Annotated in this window: 15 protein-coding genes; 11 read left to right on the forward strand and 4 right to left on the reverse strand. The window is 72.5% G+C overall.

The genetic code is table 11. The features are described 5' to 3' along the window. Positions 1-10 precede the first annotated feature (10 nt). A complete protein-coding gene (locus ACETWP_RS06435; protein WP_373971393.1) occupies positions 11-844 on the forward strand; it encodes an undecaprenyl-diphosphate phosphatase in 834 nt (277 codons plus the stop codon). Between the two features lie 40 nt (positions 845-884). Beyond that, on the forward strand, positions 885-2,144 hold the full coding sequence (gene mshC, locus ACETWP_RS06440; protein WP_373971394.1) for a cysteine--1-D-myo-inosityl 2-amino-2-deoxy-alpha-D-glucopyranoside ligase: 1,260 nt from the start codon (positions 885-887) through the stop codon (positions 2,142-2,144). A gap of 142 nt (positions 2,145-2,286) precedes the next feature. Here the strand turns inward: mshC and ACETWP_RS06445 are convergent, their stop codons facing one another. Beyond that, positions 2,287-2,799, reverse strand: a complete 513-nt coding sequence (locus tag ACETWP_RS06445; protein WP_373971395.1) for a GNAT family N-acetyltransferase — start codon at positions 2,797-2,799, stop codon at positions 2,287-2,289. A gap of 275 nt (positions 2,800-3,074) precedes the next feature. Between ACETWP_RS06445 and ACETWP_RS06450 the strand changes: the two genes are divergently transcribed. Continuing rightward, positions 3,075-3,548, forward strand: coding sequence for a DUF1990 domain-containing protein (locus ACETWP_RS06450; protein ID WP_373971396.1), 474 nt, complete (start codon positions 3,075-3,077; stop codon positions 3,546-3,548). Positions 3,549-3,833: 285 nt separating this feature from the next. Then, positions 3,834-5,015 carry an SLC13 family permease gene (locus ACETWP_RS06455; protein ID WP_373971397.1) on the forward strand — a complete coding sequence of 394 codons (1,182 nt, stop codon included), beginning with the start codon at positions 3,834-3,836 and terminating at the stop codon, positions 5,013-5,015. 49 nt (positions 5,016-5,064) lie between these two features. Here the strand turns inward: ACETWP_RS06455 and ACETWP_RS06460 are convergent, their stop codons facing one another. Both ACETWP_RS06460 and ACETWP_RS06465 read right to left on the reverse strand, forming a co-directional pair. Beyond that, positions 5,065-6,159 carry an SDR family oxidoreductase gene (locus ACETWP_RS06460; protein ID WP_373971398.1) on the reverse strand — a complete coding sequence of 365 codons (1,095 nt, stop codon included), beginning with the start codon at positions 6,157-6,159 and terminating at the stop codon, positions 5,065-5,067. Between the two features lie 53 nt (positions 6,160-6,212). Continuing rightward, positions 6,213-7,217, reverse strand: a complete 1,005-nt coding sequence (locus tag ACETWP_RS06465) for an NADP-dependent oxidoreductase (RefSeq protein ID WP_373971399.1) — start codon at positions 7,215-7,217, stop codon at positions 6,213-6,215. 177 nt (positions 7,218-7,394) lie between these two features. Here ACETWP_RS06465 and ACETWP_RS06470 point away from each other — a divergent pair, with 177 nt between their 5' ends. Then, complete coding sequence (locus ACETWP_RS06470) at positions 7,395-8,015, forward strand: TetR/AcrR family transcriptional regulator (protein ID WP_373971400.1); 621 nt, start codon at positions 7,395-7,397, stop codon at positions 8,013-8,015. A 132-nt stretch (positions 8,016-8,147) separates the two neighbouring features. On the opposite strand, the gene ACETWP_RS06475 is transcribed toward ACETWP_RS06470, so the two are convergent. After that, the gene (locus tag ACETWP_RS06475; RefSeq protein WP_373971624.1) at positions 8,148-9,074 is read right to left on the reverse strand and encodes a PAC2 family protein; all 927 of its coding nucleotides are present in this window, start codon (positions 9,072-9,074) and stop codon (positions 8,148-8,150) included. 89 nt (positions 9,075-9,163) lie between these two features. Here ACETWP_RS06475 and ACETWP_RS06480 point away from each other — a divergent pair, with 89 nt between their 5' ends. From ACETWP_RS06480 to ACETWP_RS06505, 6 genes are all read left to right on the forward strand, one after another. After that, positions 9,164-9,919, forward strand: a complete 756-nt coding sequence (locus ACETWP_RS06480; protein ID WP_373971401.1) for an HAD family hydrolase — start codon at positions 9,164-9,166, stop codon at positions 9,917-9,919. Continuing rightward, on the forward strand, positions 9,916-11,046 hold the full coding sequence (locus ACETWP_RS06485) for a site-2 protease family protein (protein ID WP_373971402.1): 1,131 nt from the start codon (positions 9,916-9,918) through the stop codon (positions 11,044-11,046). The genes ACETWP_RS06480 and ACETWP_RS06485 overlap by 4 nt, the downstream gene beginning before the upstream one ends. Positions 11,047-11,173: 127 nt before the next feature. Continuing rightward, the gene (locus tag ACETWP_RS06490) at positions 11,174-12,349 is read left to right on the forward strand and encodes a tRNA (adenine-N1)-methyltransferase (RefSeq protein ID WP_373971403.1); all 1,176 of its coding nucleotides are present in this window, start codon (positions 11,174-11,176) and stop codon (positions 12,347-12,349) included. Positions 12,350-12,423: 74 nt separating this feature from the next. After that, entirely contained in the window at positions 12,424-14,199 is a 1,776-nt protein-coding gene (gene arc / locus ACETWP_RS06495; protein ID WP_373971404.1) for a proteasome ATPase, read from the forward strand. Further along, positions 14,196-15,818, forward strand: a complete 1,623-nt coding sequence (dop, locus tag ACETWP_RS06500) for a depupylase/deamidase Dop (protein WP_373971405.1) — start codon at positions 14,196-14,198, stop codon at positions 15,816-15,818. Before arc ends, dop begins: the two co-directional genes overlap by 4 nt. 90 nt (positions 15,819-15,908) lie before the next feature. Continuing rightward, positions 15,909-16,112 carry a ubiquitin-like protein Pup gene (locus ACETWP_RS06505; protein ID WP_373971406.1) on the forward strand — a complete coding sequence of 68 codons (204 nt, stop codon included), beginning with the start codon at positions 15,909-15,911 and terminating at the stop codon, positions 16,110-16,112. Positions 16,113-16,114 lie beyond the last annotated feature (2 nt).

Consider the following 16,114-nt stretch of genomic DNA (forward strand, 5'->3'; position numbering starts at 1 on the left):
GTCTCTTCCTGTGAATTGGTTCGAAGCTGCCTTCCTTGGGCTGATACAAGGCCTGACCGAGTTTCTCCCGATCTCCTCCAGCGCCCACCTGCGCATCGCGGGGGAGTTCCTGCCCAACGCGGGCGACCCCGGGGCGACCTTCACCGCCATCACGCAGCTCGGTACGGAAACCGCCGTCATCGTTTTCTTCTGGCGCGACATCGTCAGGATCATCAAGGCCTGGTTCGGGTCGCTCGTGGGGAAGGTCGACCGCAGCGATCCGGATGCGCGGATGGGCTGGCTCATCATCCTCGGCAGCCTGCCGATCGCGGTCCTGGGCCTGATCTTCGAGGAGCAGATCGACTCCACCTTCCGCAGCCTGTGGCTGGTCGCGACCACGTTGATCGTCTTCGGCCTCATCCTGGCGGTCGCCGACACCATCGGGCGGCAGGACCGCACACTGGACCAGCTCACGTACAAGCACGGCATCCTCTATGGGCTGGCCCAGGCGCTCGCGCTCATCCCGGGCGTCTCGCGCTCGGGCGGCACCATCACCGGCGGCTTGTTCCTGGGCTACACCCGCGAGGCGGCCACGCGCTATTCGTTCCTCCTGGCGATCCCGGCCGTCTTGGCCTCCGGCTTCTATAAGCTGGGCAAGGCGGTGACGGACGAGACGGCCAACGGGCCCTTCGGCATCGGCGAGACGCTGGTGGCGACCGCCGTGGCGTTCGTCGTCGGCTACATCATCGTGGGCTGGCTTCTGCGGTACGTCGCCACACACAACCTCCGGCTGTTCGTTTGGTACCGCGTCCTGCTGGGGCTGGCCCTCTACCTGCTCCTGGGCCTGAACGTCATCCAGCCGTAGCCGGCCCCCGGCCTCCCGGAACTTCCACGAAAGGACCCCCGTGCACGCATGGTCCGCGCCCGCCATCCCGTCCCTCCTAGGTTCCGGCCCCGCCCTGCGGATCCACGACTCGGCGACCGGTCGTCTGGAGACGCCCAGCACGCCCTCCGCGGCCGGGCTGTACGTCTGCGGCATCACGCCCTACGACGCCACGCACATGGGCCACGCGGCGACCTACGTGGCCTTCGACCTCCTCAACCGGTACTGGCGCGACGCCGGACACCGCGTGGACTACGTCCAGAACGTGACCGACGTCGACGATCCGCTGCTGGAGCGGGCCGAGGCCACCGGTGTCGACTGGCGAGAGCTGGCCGTGCAGCAGACCGACCTCTTCCGCGCGGACATGGAGGCGCTGAACGTCGTCCCGCCCGAGCACTACATCGGCGCCGTCGAATCGGTGTCCTGGATCGTTCCCGTGGTCGAGGAGCTGCTGTCGCGGGACCTCGCCTACCGCGTTCCCGGCGGCGAGGGGGAGCCGGACGGCGATGTCTACTTCGACGCCCAGCGGGCAGCGTCCTCCGTGTGGCAACTCGGCTCGGTCAGCGGCTACGACCGCGACACGATGCTCGGGTTCTTCGCCGAGCGGGGCGGGGATCCCGGGCGGGCCGGCAAGCGGGACGCCCTGGATCCCCTCCTGTGGCGCGCCGAGCGCTCCGGGGAACCGAGCTGGGAGGGATCGACGCTCGGCCGTGGACGGCCGGGCTGGCACATCGAGTGCTCAGTGATCGCGCGCCGTTTCCTGCCCGCGCCGTTCACCGTCCAGGGCGGGGGCTCGGACCTGATCTTCCCGCACCACGAGTTCTCCGCGGGCCACGCGACCGCCTGCGACGGACTGCCCTTGGCCGAACACTATGTGCACACCGGGATGGTGGGCCTGGACGGCGAGAAGATGAGCAAGTCCCGCGGGAACCTGGTCCTCGTCTCGGCCCTGCGTTCCTCGGGTGTGGACCCCATGGCCGTCCGCGCCGCGTTGCTCGGCCAGCACTACCGGACCGACTGGTTCTGGACCGCCGAGACGCTCAACCGCGCTACGGCGCGGCTGGCCGCCTGGCGCGCCCGTCTGGACACGTCGACCGAGGGGGAGGCGACGGGCCTCGTCGCCGCCATCCGCGATCGGCTGGCGGACGACCTCGATGCTCCGGGCGCCCTCGACGCGCTGGACGCGTGGGCGGGCGGTAGTCCGGCCGACGGTTCCCCGGGTTCGGGGTCGGACCTGATCGTCGCGGCTGCCGACGCGCTGCTCGGCGTGCGCCTCCGCTAGGCCAGGGGGCCGGGCCGGCTTCACGCCTGGGGTCGGTCCAGGCCCCCGGTACGGAGCTCCGGCACCGTACTCCGGCACGCGACTCCGGGACCGTACTCCGGGACCGGGCGTCCCGCGGTCCACGTGGCGGCCTGCCGGTACCTCAGATGCCGAACGGCTCGGCGTAGCGCACCTCGCCGCGCGGCAACCGGCGCGCACCGTCCAGGCTGAGCGCCATCAGGGCGTCGTCCGGGATCTCGATGCCGAGACGGATCCCGGCTGTGGAGGCACGGCGGAATCCGAATCGTGGGTAGTAGTCGGGGTGTCCCAGGACCACCACGAAGTGTTCCCCCATCTCCCGTGCGGCATTCAATGCGGCGCGGATGGCCGCAGACCCCGCGCCCTCGCGTTGATGGGCGGGAAGCACGGCGCAGGGAGCCAGGCACAGGGCGGGGACGTCGCCGATGTGGCAGCGCGTCAGCAGTGCGTGCCCCACGGGCCGGTCCCGTGCGTCCGTCACCACCATCGACAGCCCCACGATCCACGAGGCGTCCGCGCGGAGTGCATCGACGAGATTGGCCTCCGCGGGCGTCCCGAAGGCGGCCACGTTGATGTCGTGGATGGCCGGAACGTCGGCTGGCCGTTCCGCGCGGGTGTTCCATCGTGGCTGGTGCATGGGCCGGTGCTCCGATCTGGGCGTTCGTGGGAGTCGTCGGGAATCCGGGACCGGGAAGCCGGTCCCCGGGCGATCCCAGTCAACCACGGAGTCCGGTCGGGCGTTTCGCGGTGTGGCGGCTCGGCGGATGACGGCCGGTCCGCGACGTGGGTGTCCGGCTTCGGCCGGCACTTCGGGGGCGGCGCCGCGGTGGCACGGCCCGGCAACAGCATGCGGGACAATGAAGACACGCCCGGAGGCACCGGGACGCGGCGCGGGACGCAGGGGGATGGGGCATGACGAGTCCGGGCAATCGCGACTGGCCCGCCACCGACCCCGCCTACCGTCGATCCGAGGTGACGGCGGCCTTGGGAGCCGGCGACGCGGTGTGGGCGAGGGCCGGGGCGGACGTGCTGGGATGGCGGGTGAAGACAGCGAGCGGCTTTTCCGTGGATTCGAGGGGTCCGGCCTGCCCGGGCGAACGCGTGCGCGTCACGGCCCGTTGTTTCGGTCTCGGCGTTGTCGAGCCCATCGAAGTCGTCGCCGTCGTCCGGGAACGGGATCGGGTGGGGTTCTCCTACCGCACGCTGCCGGGGCACCCCGTCAGCGGTGAGGAGGCCTTCATCGTGCACCGGCACGGCGGCCAGGCGTACCTCACCGTCCGATCGATCACGCGGGCGGCTCCGCAACAGCCGTGGAGGGCCCTCTTCCCCCTCCTGCGCGTCGTGCAGCACATCGTGCGCCGGCGCTACCTGCGCGCCCTCCTGTGATGCACGAAAGGCCAGGACGATGACGGACCGCACCGAAGTGCCCGCCCACATGTCCGCGACGGGATGGCCCCGGTGACGATCGAAGCCGTCGCCGCGTAGTACCGGTCGATCCGCCGAGCCCGCGCCCGCTCCGTCGAGGGCCGGCGGCGGCACCCGTCGGACCAGGCGCAGTGCCGCGTGTCGGGCGACGGCGGACGCTCCGGTCCGCTCCACATGCGACGATGCATCCATGCCGACTTTCCCCCTGTTTCCCGCGGCACTCCCGCCAGCCGGATGCGTCCCGCGGTGGTGACCTTCGCTCGGTCCTTCGCGGTGCCCCTGTCGCTGTGCCTTCTCGGCGTCGTCCTCCTGGCTGCCGGGGCCCTTCCCTGGGGCGACTTCCTGGAACTGGCCGACCGCACGGGACCGGTGTTGCTGTTCGTGGCGTCGATGTCGGTGGTCACGTACCTGGGGGACCGCGCGGGTGTTTTTCACGCGGTGGGACGGGCGATGGCCTCGACGGGCCCGGGGCGGGACGGCGGGGGACGGGTCGCGATGCTGTGGATTTTCGTGGCGGTCCTGTCGGTGGTGTGCACGGTCTTCCTCTCGCTGGACACGACGGCGGTCCTCGTCACCCCGATCGTGGTGCGTCTGGCGCTGTCGGCCGGCATCGCCCCGCTTCCGTTCGCGCTAACCGCGGTGTGGCTGGCGAACACCGCCTCGCTGCTGCTCCCGGTCTCGAACCTGACGAATCTCCTGGCGCAGAACCGGCTCGACCTCACCACCGCCGAGTTCGCGCGCCTGGCGGCGGCGCCGGCGCTGGTCGGCGTCGTCGTTCCCACGGCATTCCTGTGGGTGATCTTCCGCCGACAGCTCCGGGGTGGCTTCCGGGCGCCGCGCGGGCCGGCGGAGTCCGACCGCTTCCTGCTCGTCGGGACGTCCGTGGTCCTACTGGTTCTCTTGGTTCTCCTGGTCTCCGGCATCCCCGTGGCGATCTCCTCCACCGCCGCGGCGCTGGTGCTGGCGGCCGGATTCGCGTGGCGCAGGCCGTCGGCCTTCACGTGGCGGATGGTTCCGTGGCGGCCCCTGCTGCTGACCGCCGGCCTGTTCCTGATCCTGCAAACCCTGCACGCGCACGGGCTGTCCGAGGTCCTGGCACGCGTCGCCGGCGGGGGAGAGGGCCTCGGGGACCTGATGCGGCTGGCGGGTGTCGGGGCCGTGGCCGCGAACGCGGTCAACAACCTTCCCGCCTACCTGGCGCTCGAACCGGTCGCGGGATCGCCCGCGCGGCTCATGGCGCTGTTGATCGGCGTCAATCTGGGCCCCCTCGTGTCGCCGTGGGCGTCGCTGGCCACGCTGCTCTGGCACGCGCAACTGACCGCGATGGGCGTGCGGGTGAGTTGGTGGGGCTTCGCGCTGGCCGGCTTGCTGCTGGTCGTCGCCATGCTCCCGCTGGCCGTGTTGGCACTGTGGCTTGCCGGCGGCTGACGGCGGACGGCGCCACGGTGTCGCGCGCCCACCGTGCGCGCCGCGCCGGTCAGGGGACGATGCGCTCGGCGCGGTAGCGGTCGAACAGGTCGGTGAAGGCGTCCTGCGTGCGCCGGTACCCGGTGAATCCCGCGAGCCGGCTCTTGCTCATGTCCGCCACGACCTCGAGGGGACGCCCGAGGTCCGCGTCCGTGTGCCACCACGAGGCCACCCGCGCCAGGTCCGGCTCCACGAGTCCGTGCCGGGACGCGATGCCGCTCCACACGTCCTCCCGGCCCCGCATCTGGGTCTCCAGCGGCCGGGGTTCGCCGCTGAAGCCCTCCCACTCCAAGCCGAAGTAGTCCGCGAGTGCCGGCCACATCCGCCGCCACCGGAAGACGTCGCCGTTGACCACGTTGAACGCCTGGTTGCGCCCGGCGTCCTGCGTCGAGGCCCAGATCATGTGCTCCGCCAGCAGGTCCGCGTCCGTCATGTCGGTGAGGCCGTTCCACTGCGTCTCGGAGCCTGGGAAGACGAACGGCGTTCCGGTCTCGCGGCAGATCGCCGCTTGGGCGGCCAGCGTGAGACCCATGTTCATCGCGTTGCCGACCGCGTGCCCGATGACCGTGTGGGCGCGGTGCACCGACCATCCGAAGCCCTGGCGGTCCGCCGCGTCCCACAGGACGTCTTCCTGCGCGTAGTAGAAGTTGTCCACCGGAAGCCGGGGCTCCTCCTCGCGGAACGGCGTGTCCGGCAGGTCGGCGCCTTGCCCGTAGGACTCGAAGGGGCCCAGATAGTGCTTCAGGCCGGTCATCAGGGCCACGTGGCGGACGGGGGCGTGCCCCAGCGCCGCCAGCAGGTTGCCGAGCATCGCGGAGTTGACCGCGATGTTCTCGCGCTCCGTCTCCTGCCGCGACCACGCCGTGAAGTACACGTGGGTGGGGTTCTCGTCCCGGAGCGCGCGCGCCACGGAATCCGGCGAACGCAGATCCGCGCCGATATGCCGCGCGGCGCTTCCCGGGACCGGATTGCGGGACAGCGCGAGCACCTCGTGGCCGTCCGCGGCCAGGCGCGCAACGAGCGCAGAGCCGGCGATGCCGCTGGCGCCGACCACGAGCGCGGTCTGCGGCTGCCCCTGTGCGGGGTCGGTCTTCGATGCTGCCATGGTGGTGCCTCGTTTCCTCGGGGTGGGTCTTCCGGTTCTCGGTCGGGCGGGGACTACAGGCGGACGACCATCTTGCCGGTGTTCCCGCCGGCAAGCATGGACAGGAACGCCTCCACGGTGTTCTCGAGGCCTTCGGCGACCGTTTCGTCGAAGACGACGTCGCCCCGGCCCAGCCATTCTCCCATCTGCGCCGCGAAGGCGGGGAAGTGCTCGGTGTGGTTCCCCACGGTGAAGCCGCGCACCGACAGGCCGCGCGTGACGATGTTGGCCATGTTGCGGGGACCGGGCGCGGGCTCGGTGGAGTTGTACTGCGAGATCGCCCCGCACAGCGCGGCGCGGCCGCCGTCGTTGAAGGCGCCGAGCGCGGCCTCCAGGTGGTCGCCGCCCACGTTGTCGAAGTAGACGTCGATGCCGCCGGGCGCCGCGGCCTCCAGCTGGCCGGGGAGGTCCCCGTCCTTGTAGTTGAACGCGGCGTCGAACCCGTAGCGCGACGTGAGCAGCGCGACCTTCTCTGAGCTGCCCGCGGAGCCGACGACCCGGCCCGCGCCCTGCAGGCGGGCGATCTGTCCCACCATCGAGCCGACGGCGCCGGCAGCTCCGGAGACGAACACGGTGTCCCCCGCGCGCAGGCCGGCGATCTCGCGCAGCCCCACCCAGGCCGTCAGGGCGGTCATGCCAAGCACCCCCAGGTACGCGGACAGGGGCACGCCGGGGAGTTCGGCGACCTTGCGGAAGCCCGCCGCCGGACCCTGCGCCACGTCGCGCCAACCGAGCTGGTGCACCACGACGTCACCCGGGGCCAGCCCGTCGGCGGCGGACTCGAGCACGCGCCCGACGGCGCCGCCGGTCAGGGCCTCGCCGAGCCCGAACGGCGGCACGTAGGACCTCACGTCGTTCATGCGGCCGCGCATGTAGGGATCCACCGACAGGAACTCGTTGGAAACGCGGACCTCGCCGGCGGCCAGGGCGGGGAGTTCGACGACGGCGGTGCGGAAGTTCTCGGGAACGGGCCAGCCGGTCGGACGGCTGACAAGCTGGATCTGCGTGCTGGAGGTCATGGGAGTCCTTCTTCTGCTGATGGCGGCCCGCCGGCCGGCGCGGCGTTGGCGGGGTGGCCGGGTGGCGCGGTGGCCGGGCGGTGGATGGTGTAGTGGTCCGTCCGATACACTATCGATAGTAGAACGGTCAGTACAAATAAGGTGTCGCCGGACACCGCCACCCAGCACGGAGGCCCCATGGGACGCACCCAGTCGTTCGACACCGCCACGGTTGTCGGGGCGGCGCGCGACGTCTTCTGGAGGCTCGGCTACGACGCCACCTCCCTCGGAGACCTCGAGCGGGCCACGGGGCTCGGCCGATCCAGCCTCTACCACGCCTTCGGCAGTAAGCGCGGGCTCTTCGACGCGGCCGTGGAAAACTACCTGGACGAGATCGTCCGCCCCCGCCTCGCGGGTCTGACGGGCGGCGACGCTTCCGCGGACGGCGACGACCCCGCCGCGGCGCGGGCGGCGCTGAGGTCCTACTTCGCCGAGATGTCCGATGCCGTTGCCACGCTCGGGCACGACGACGGGCGCGCCGGCTGCCTGTTGCTCATCAGCACGGCCGGGCAGGCCGGCCACGATGCCATGGTGCGCGGCGCGGTCGACGCCTACCGGGCCGAGCTGGTTGCCGCGTTCTCCGCCGCGGTGCGCCGGGCTCTGCCCGGGGCCGCAACGGACGCCGTCGAACGCCGCGCCCGGCTGTACACGGCCCTGGTGGTCGCCGCGCTGACCCTGGCCCGGGTCAACCGGGAGGAGGCCGTCGCCACGCTCCGTCTGGCGGAGGATGCGGCGGGCGCCCCGGTTCCCGGTCCCTGACCGCGAGCCCGGAATCCGGGCCGCTGGAGAGACGGCCCGGGCCCGTTCGCCGGCCGCGTGCGCCGGACGCCGGTCTTCGACCGTAAGCCGATCGTCGACCGGACGGGCCCCGCGCGGCGGCCGAAGACCGCCTCAGTCGCCGCCCGACCGTCCGTCGTCGCCGCCGGAGCGCCCGTCGTGCCCGTCGCGGCCCCCGCGGTCCCCCCGGTCCCGCCGCTTGAGGTAGCGCTCGAACTCGCGGGCGATCGACTCGCCCGAGGCCTCCGGGAGCTCGGCCGCGTCCTGGGTCTCCTCGAGCTGCCGCACGTAGGCGGCAATCTCCGGGTCCTCGGCGGCCAGCTCGTTCACGCCGCGTTCCCACGCGTCCGCGTCCTCGGCCAGCGCCTGGACATCGAGCCCCACGCGCAGGACGTCCTCGAGCCGTCGCAGCAGCGCCAGCGCCGCCTTGGGCGACGGCGACTGGCCGACGTAGTGCGGCACGGCGGCCCAGATGGACACGGTGGGCAGTCCGGCGGAGTCGGCGGTCTCGGCCAGGACCCCCAGAATGCCCGTGGGCCCCTCGTAGGTCGCGGCCTCGGCGCGCAGCGCCGTCCGGAGCGCCGCGTCCTCGCTTGTCACCGTCGCGGGCAGCGGGCGGCTGTGCGGCACGTCGGCCAGGAGGGCGCCCACGAGGACCACGGCCTTGACGTTCTCCACCTCGGCCCGGGTCAGGAGCTCCGCGGTGAAGGCCTGCCACCGGTACGTCGGCTCGACGCCGCGGACCAGCAGGACATCGACGTCGCTCCCGGGAATCCGCGCCCGGAACATGCGGGTGGACGGCCACTGGATCACCCGTTTCCCGGCGGCGTTGCGTCGCACGGTGGGCCGGGAGAACTGGTAGTCGTAGTAGTCGTCGTCGCCGAGCTGCGCGACCTTCCGCGCCTTCCATGCGCGGGCCAGGGTGCGCACGGCGTCGCTCGCCGCCTCGCCCGCGTCGTTCCAGCCCTCGAAGGCGACCACCATGATGGTGGGCCGCTTGCCGTCGGTCGCCGCGGCACCGGCCGCGACGATGTCGGTCAGTGAGCTGCGCTCTGGGAATTGCTCTGCCACGGTCTCACCCTAACGCGATCGCGCGCGGGCGCTAGGTGGGCCGCCGGTAGAATCGGAACATGCCCCTCACCTCCCTGCCCGCGACCACGCCCGCGAACGCCTTCGACGCCCGCCACGGAATCCAGGCGGTCCTGTGGGACATGGACGGCACGATCGTCGACACCGAACCTTATTGGATCGCGGCCGAGAAGGCCCTGGTGCACTCCCACGGCGGCTCCTGGACGGACGAGGACGCGCTCCGACTCGTGGGCCAGGCGCTCCCGACCAGCGCCGGCATGCTCCAGGAGGCCGGGGTCCGGCTGGAGATCCGCGAAATCATCGACATCCTGACGCAATCCGTCTGCGACGGCGTCCGGGAATCCGTGCCCTGGCGCCCCGGCGCGCGGGAACTGCTGGAGGACCTGGCCGGCCACGGCGTCCCGTGCGCCATGGTCACCATGTCGGAGGGACCGCTGGCCGGGCTGGTCGCCGACGCGCTGCCGGAGGGCACCTTCCGCTTCCGCGTGACCGGGGACATGGTCCGGCGCGGCAAGCCGCACCCCGAGCCCTACCTGCTGGCACTCGACCGGCTTGGCGCGCACGTGCCCGGGGTCGACCCGCGCCGCGTGGTGGCCATCGAGGACTCCGCCCCCGGCGTCGCTTCGGCGTCCGCCAGCGGCGCGACGACCATCGCGGTGCCGCACTTCCTGCCCCTCCCCGCCTCGGAGGACTGGGCCCTCTGGCCGACGCTCCACGGCGTCACCGCGCCGGCGCTGGACACCTTCGTCCGCTCCCGGAACGGCGGCGCCGGGGGCGGTGCGGTGGAGCTGCCGTGACCGCCGTCGAGCAGGAGAAGCGGACCGGCATCCCGCTGGGCCGCGTCTTCGGGGTGCCCGTCTCGCTCGCCTGGTCCTGGTTCGTGATCGCGGCGTTCATCGTCGTCGTCTTCTCCCCGGACGTCGCCCGGGCGCTGCCCGGGATCGGGTCCGGCGCGTACGCCGTCGCGCTCGCGTACGCCCTGCTGCTCCTGCTCTCCGTGCTGGTCCACGAGCTGGCCCACGCGCTCAGCGCCCAGGCGTTCGGGTGGCCGGGGGCCCGCATCGTCCTGACCCTTTGGGGCGGCCACACCCAGTTCGGCAGCTTCCACGCGACGCCGGGCCGCTCGCTGCTCGTGGCCCTCGCCGGGCCCGCGGCGAACTTCGCGCTGGCCGGTGCCGGCTACGCCGTGATGGCCGTGGCGGAGCCGCAGGGGGTCGCCGGGCTCCTGCTGAACATCCTCGTGTGGGCCAACTTCCTCGTCGCCGTCTTCAACGTGCTCCCCGGGCTGCCGCTCGACGGCGGCCGCCTGGTCGAGTCCGCGGTGTGGCGGGCCACGGGCTCCCAGGAGCGTGGAACCGTCGCGGCCGGCTGGGCGGGCCGGCTGATCGTGATCGGCCTGGTCGCGTACTTCGTCGGACTGCCGCTGGTGACCGGGCGGCAGCTGGACCTGCAGCTGACGATCGTCTCGCTGCTCGTCGGCGCCTTCCTCTGGGCCGGGGCCGGACAGGCGATCCGCGAGGCGCGCATGCGCCAGCGCCTGCCCCGCGTCACCGTGCGCGGCCTCATGGAGCCCGCCAGCGCCCTCGCGTCCGCGGCGACCGTCGAGGACATCGACCGACGGCTCGCGGAGCGCCCGGGCCACGTGGTGCTCGTCGCCGCCGACGGCACGCCGGAGGCCGTGGTGGACGGCGCCTCGCTCGCCTCCGTCCCGGCGGGCGTGCGGGCCGCCACGCCCGCGGGGACCGTCGCCCGCGCCCTGGCCCCCGGCGCCGTCGTCGACGTCGCGGGAACCGGCCGGGACCTCATCACCTACCTCGCCGGCCTCGGCGGCAGCGAGTACGCCGTGCTCGACGGCGGCCGCGTCGTTGGGCTCCTCGGCCAGTCGGCGGTCGTCGGCGCCGTCACCGGTCGCCGCGGCCCGTAGCCCGGACGACGCTGGACCCGCCGGACTCCACCGGGGCCCTCCTCCGCCGAAACCCCGATTCCGCCGACGCCACACCGCCACCAGAACCCCAGCCAACACCCCGACCCCCACCGGAATGAGCCACAGCATGTCAGAAGAGCAGCAAAGCCCCGCCCCCGCGAACCCTGCCGCGGGGCAGCCCGCCCCACACGGGGCGGCCGGCCGCCGCGGGCCGTTCCGCGCCGGTGACCGCGTGCAGCTCACCGACCAGAAGCGCCGCATGAACACCATCACGCTGACGCCGGACGGGGCCTTCCACACCCACAAGGGCGTCCTGGAGCACAACGCGCTGATCGGCCAGCCCGAGGGCGTCGTCGTGGAGAACACCACGGGGCACCGCTACCAGGCGCTGCGCCCGCTGCTGAAGGACTTCGTGCTCTCGATGCCGCGCGGGGCCGCCGTCGTCTACCCCAAGGACGCCGCGCAGATCGTGACCATGGGCGACATCTTCCCGGGCGCCCGCGTCGTCGAGGCCGGGGTCGGCTCCGGCGCGCTGTCCATCTCGCTGCTGCGGGCCGTCGGCGACTCCGGCTACCTGCACAGTTTCGAGCGCCGCGAGGAGTTCGCCGACATTGCCCGCGGCAATGTCGAGACCATCTTCGGCGGACGGCACCCCGCCTGGGACATCACCCTCGGGGACTTCCAGGAGAAGGTCCTCGAGACGGAGGAGCCCGGATCCGTGGACCGCGTGGTGCTGGACATGCTGGCGCCCTGGGAATGCGTCGACGCCGTCGCCACGGTCCTGGCGCCGGGGGGCGTCTGGGTCAACTACGTGGCCACCGTGACGCAGCTGTCACGCACCGCCGAGGCCATCCGCGCCGACGGGAGGTTCACCGAGCCGGAGGCCTGGGAGTCCATGGTCCGCGGCTGGCACCTGGACGGGCTCGCCGTCCGCCCCGACCACCGCATGGTGGCGCACACCGGGTTCCTGATGACCGCCCGGCGGCTTGCGGACGGCGCGGCCGGGATCCCGGGGCAGAAGCGCGCCAAGAACATGGAGTTCGCCGAGGAGGACCTCAACGCCTGGACCCACGGCCACGACCCCGAGGTGTGGAACGCCCCGGGCCTCGGCGAGCGCGGCGTTTCCGACAAGCGGCTGCGCCGGGCCGCGAAGGACGCCGCGTCCACCGTGCAGCGCGGCGCCTTCCGCGACGACGACGGCGCCGTGAGGGACCCCGGCAGCGTCGGGGACGCCGGCACTGTGAAGGACGCCGGCACCGTCGGGGACGCCGGCACTGTGAAGGACGCCGGCAGCGAACAATAGGGCCGCTGCCGCGGCGCTGGCTACGATGGAAGCAGCCGCCCCCGACGGGCGGCGGAGAACAGAGGGGTGCTGACATGGCAACGGAACCGCAGGCCGGAGCCGGCCCTGACGCCGAGGCCCGCGCCGCACGGCTGGAGGCCCAACTGGGCGTCGCCGAGCGGCAGCTGAACGTCCTGCGGGACAAGGCGCGCAACCTCGACCGGCAGCTGGGCGCCGCCGGCCAGAACAACAGCCGGATGGTGGCCATCCTCGAGCGCACGCGCGAGGAGATCGTCACGCTCAAGGCGGCGCTGGACAAGGACGGCGACACCCCGTTCAGCCACGGCACGATCGTCCAGCGCAACCCCAAGAGCCAGCCCGCGCCGGGCAAGGCGATCGCCGCGTCCACCGTCCAGAGCGTCGACATCATGCAGGGCGGCCGGAAGCTGCGCGTGGCGGTCAGCCCGCTGCTGGACTTCGAGGCGCTCGAGGTCGGCCAGGAGGTGCTGCTCAACGAGTCGCTGACGGTCGTGGCGGGGCTGGGCTTCGAGGCCGCCGGCGAGCTGGTGGCGGTCAAGGAGATCCTCGACGACGGGCGCGTCGTCGCCGTCGGCCGGGCCGACGACCAGAAGGTGGTGCGCCTCGGCGGGCCGCTGATGCGCGAGCGGGTCCGGGTCGGGGACACGCTGGCGATCGACCCGCGGACCGGTCTCGCGATCGAGCGGGTGCACCTCTCCGACATGCAGTCGCTGATCCTCGAGGAGGTCCCGGACATCTCCTACGCGGACATCGGCGGGCTCGGCACGCAGATCGAGCAGATCCGCGACGCGGTCGAGCTCCCGTTCCTCCACGCCGACCTCTACCGGGAGCACGGGCTCAAGGCGCCCAAGGGCATCCTGCTGTACGGCCCCCCGGGGTGCGGCAAGACGCTCATCGCCAAGGCCGTGGCCAGTTCGCTCGCGGAGCGGACGGCGGAATTGCGCGGCGGGGCCGCCGCCCGCAGCTACTTCCTGAACATCAAGGGCCCGGAGCTGCTGGACAAGTACGTGGGGGAGACCGAGCGGCACATCCGGCTCATCTTCGCCCGCGCCCGCGAGAAGGCGGCCGGGGGCAACCCGGTGGTGGTGTTCTTCGACGAGATGGACTCGCTGTTCCGCACGCGCGGAACGGGCGTGTCCTCCGACGTCGAGACGACGATCGTGCCGCAGCTACTCAGCGAGATCGACGGAGTGGAGAAGCTGGACAACGTGATCGTGATCGGCGCGTCCAACCGGGAGGACATGATCGACCCGGCGATCCTGCGCCCGGGACGGCTGGACGTGAAGATCAAGGTCAAGCGCCCCGACGCGGAGGGTGCCGCGGAGATCTTCGCCAAGTACCTCACCACGGCCGTCCCGCTGCACCCCGAGGACGTGGCCGAGCACGGGGGCGACCCGGAGGCCACCGTCCGGGAGATGATCCGGCAGACGGTGGAGGCCATGTACTCCACGGAGAAGGGCAACGAGTTCCTGGAGGTCACCTACGCCAACGGCGAGACCGAGATCCTCTACTTCAAGGACTTCAACTCGGGCGCCGTCATCCGCAACGTCGTCGACCGGGCCAAGAAGTCCGCCATCAAGGACCTGCTGACCACGGGGGTGCGGGGCCTGCGGATCGAGCACCTGCTGCGCGGCGTGGTCGACGAGTTCCACGAGCACGAGGACATGCCCAACACGACCAACCCGGACGACTGGGCGCGCATCTCGGGCAAGAAGGGCGAGCGCATCACCTACATCCGGACCATCGTGCAGGACAAGGGGAGCGCCGGCGTCGGCCGCAGCCTCGAGGCGGAGGGCCCCGGCCCGTACACCAACACCGGGCAATACCTGTGACGGTCCGCCGCGTCGTCGGCCTCGAGACCGAGTACGGCGTCCTGGCGCCGTCCGCACCCGGCGCCAACTCCACGCTGCTCTCGGCCCAAGTGGTCAACGCGTACGCGGCGACGGTCCGGCAGGGGTACGGCCACCTCGCCGGGACCCGCTGGGACTACGCCGACGAGACCCCGCTGAGCGACGCCCGCGGGTGGAGCGTGCCGCGGGCGGGCGCGGATCCCACGCAGCTGACGGACGCGCCCCGCGAACTCACGGCCGAGCAGGTCGCCCTCGCAGGCGGCGACGCCCGCGCGGGCGAGACCCTGTACAGCGAGGTGCTCGACGAGGGGGCCGACGCGGCCGGGCACGTGCTCATGAACATGGTACTGGGCAACGGCGCGCGGCTCTACGTGGACCACGCGCACCCGGAGTACTCGTCCCCGGAGACCACCAACCCGCGCGACGCGGTCCTCTGGGACCAGGCCGGGGACCTCGTGACGCTCGCGGCCGCGCGGCGGATCGCGGAGAGCCCCGGGTTCGCGGAGGTCCTGCTGTACAAGAACAACACGGACAACAAGGGCGTGAGCTACGGGGCGCACGAGAACTACCTCATGCCCCGGCAGACGCCGTTCGACGACATCGCCACGGGACTGCTCCCGTTCTTCGCCTCCCGGCAGGTCCTGTGCGGCTCGGGGCGGGTCGGGCTGGGCGCGGCCGGCCGCGCGCCCGGCTACCAGGTGAGCCAGCGCGCGGACTTCTTCGAGGCGGAGGTCGGCCTCGAGACGACCATCCGCCGCCCGCTCGTGAACACGCGCGACGAGCCGCACGCCGTGTGGGAGAAGTACCGCCGGCTGCACGTGATCGTCGGCGACGCGAACCTCGGGCAGGTCTCCACCTACCTGCGCGTGGGCACCACCTCGCTGGTCCTCGCCCTCATCGAGGCCGGCCGCTGCCCGGACCTCGGTTTGCGCGACCCGGTCGCCGCGCTCCAGTCCATCAGCCACGACCCCACGCTGCGCGCCGCCGTCGAGCTCTCCGACGGGCGTCGGCTGACGGCGTTGGACCTGCAGGAGGGCTACCTGGACGCCGCGCGGGCGCTCTGCGCGGACACCGGCGCCGACGACGCGCAGACGACGGACGTGCTTTCCCGCTGGCAGTGGACCATCGACACGCTGCGCCGCGACGTGGCGGCCGCCGCCGGGCAGGTCGACTGGGTGGCCAAGCTCCGGCTCATGGAGCAGTACCGGGATCGGCACTCGCTGGGCTGGGACGATCCGCGGATCTCGCTGATGGACCTGCAGTGGGCGGACATCCGTCCCGAGAAGGGCCTGTACCACCGGCTCGCGGCCCGCGGCATGGTCGAGACGCTCTTCACCCCCGAGCAGGTCGCCGCGGCGGTCGGCACGCCGCCCGAGGACACCCGGGCGTACTTCCGCGGCCGGGCGCTGACGGCGTATCCGGACGACGTGGTGGGCGCCAGCTGGGACTCGCTGATCTTCAGCGTGCCGGGACGCCCCGGCCTCGAGCGCGTCTCGATGCTCGAGCCGCTGCGCGGGACCCGCGGGCTGGTGGGACCGCTCTTCGACGCCTCGCTGGAGATCGGGGAGTTCGTCGACCGGCTCCGCTCCGGGACGCGCTAGGCCGCCGGCGGGCCCAGCGGGTGGCAAGATGGAGACGACGGCGAAGCAGCCGTCCCGCGGCAGCCGCCGCACGCGACAAAGGAGGACGCCATGGCCCAGGAACAGTTCAAGGCCAAGCCCGCCGAGCAGCTCCAGGAGCAGGAGGACGCGTCGGCCCCGGTCCCGGGAGCCGCGGCCGCCGGAGCCCAGGGCCAGACCCAGGGCGTGGACGACCTGCTCGACGAGATCGACGGGGTGCTGGAGAAGAACGCGGAGGAGTTCGTCCGCGGGTTCGTCCAGAAGGGCGGCCAGTAGCG

The organism is Arthrobacter halodurans (assembly GCF_041877255.1).
GTDB lineage: Bacteria > Actinomycetota > Actinomycetes > Actinomycetales > Micrococcaceae > Arthrobacter_N > Arthrobacter_N halodurans.

Bases quoted from the DNA above. Each gene is read 5' to 3' on its own strand.
- ACETWP_RS06450 (WP_373971396.1), top strand. From the start codon at position 3,075: ATGACGAGTCCGGGCAATCGCGACTGGCCCGCCACCGACCCCGCCTAC.
- arc (WP_373971404.1), top strand. From the start codon at position 12,424: ATGGCAACGGAACCGCAGGCCGGAGCCGGCCCTGACGCCGAGGCCCGC.
- ACETWP_RS06445 (WP_373971395.1), bottom strand. From the start codon at position 2,799: ATGCACCAGCCACGATGGAACACCCGCGCGGAACGGCCAGCCGACGTT.
- ACETWP_RS06465 (WP_373971399.1), bottom strand. From the start codon at position 7,217: ATGACCTCCAGCACGCAGATCCAGCTTGTCAGCCGTCCGACCGGCTGG.
- ACETWP_RS06480 (WP_373971401.1), top strand. From the start codon at position 9,164: ATGCCCCTCACCTCCCTGCCCGCGACCACGCCCGCGAACGCCTTCGAC.
- ACETWP_RS06460 (WP_373971398.1), bottom strand. From the start codon at position 6,159: ATGGCAGCATCGAAGACCGACCCCGCACAGGGGCAGCCGCAGACCGCG.
- ACETWP_RS06505 (WP_373971406.1), top strand. From the start codon at position 15,909: ATGGCCCAGGAACAGTTCAAGGCCAAGCCCGCCGAGCAGCTCCAGGAG.
- ACETWP_RS06470 (WP_373971400.1), top strand. From the start codon at position 7,395: ATGGGACGCACCCAGTCGTTCGACACCGCCACGGTTGTCGGGGCGGCG.
- ACETWP_RS06490 (WP_373971403.1), top strand. From the start codon at position 11,174: ATGTCAGAAGAGCAGCAAAGCCCCGCCCCCGCGAACCCTGCCGCGGGG.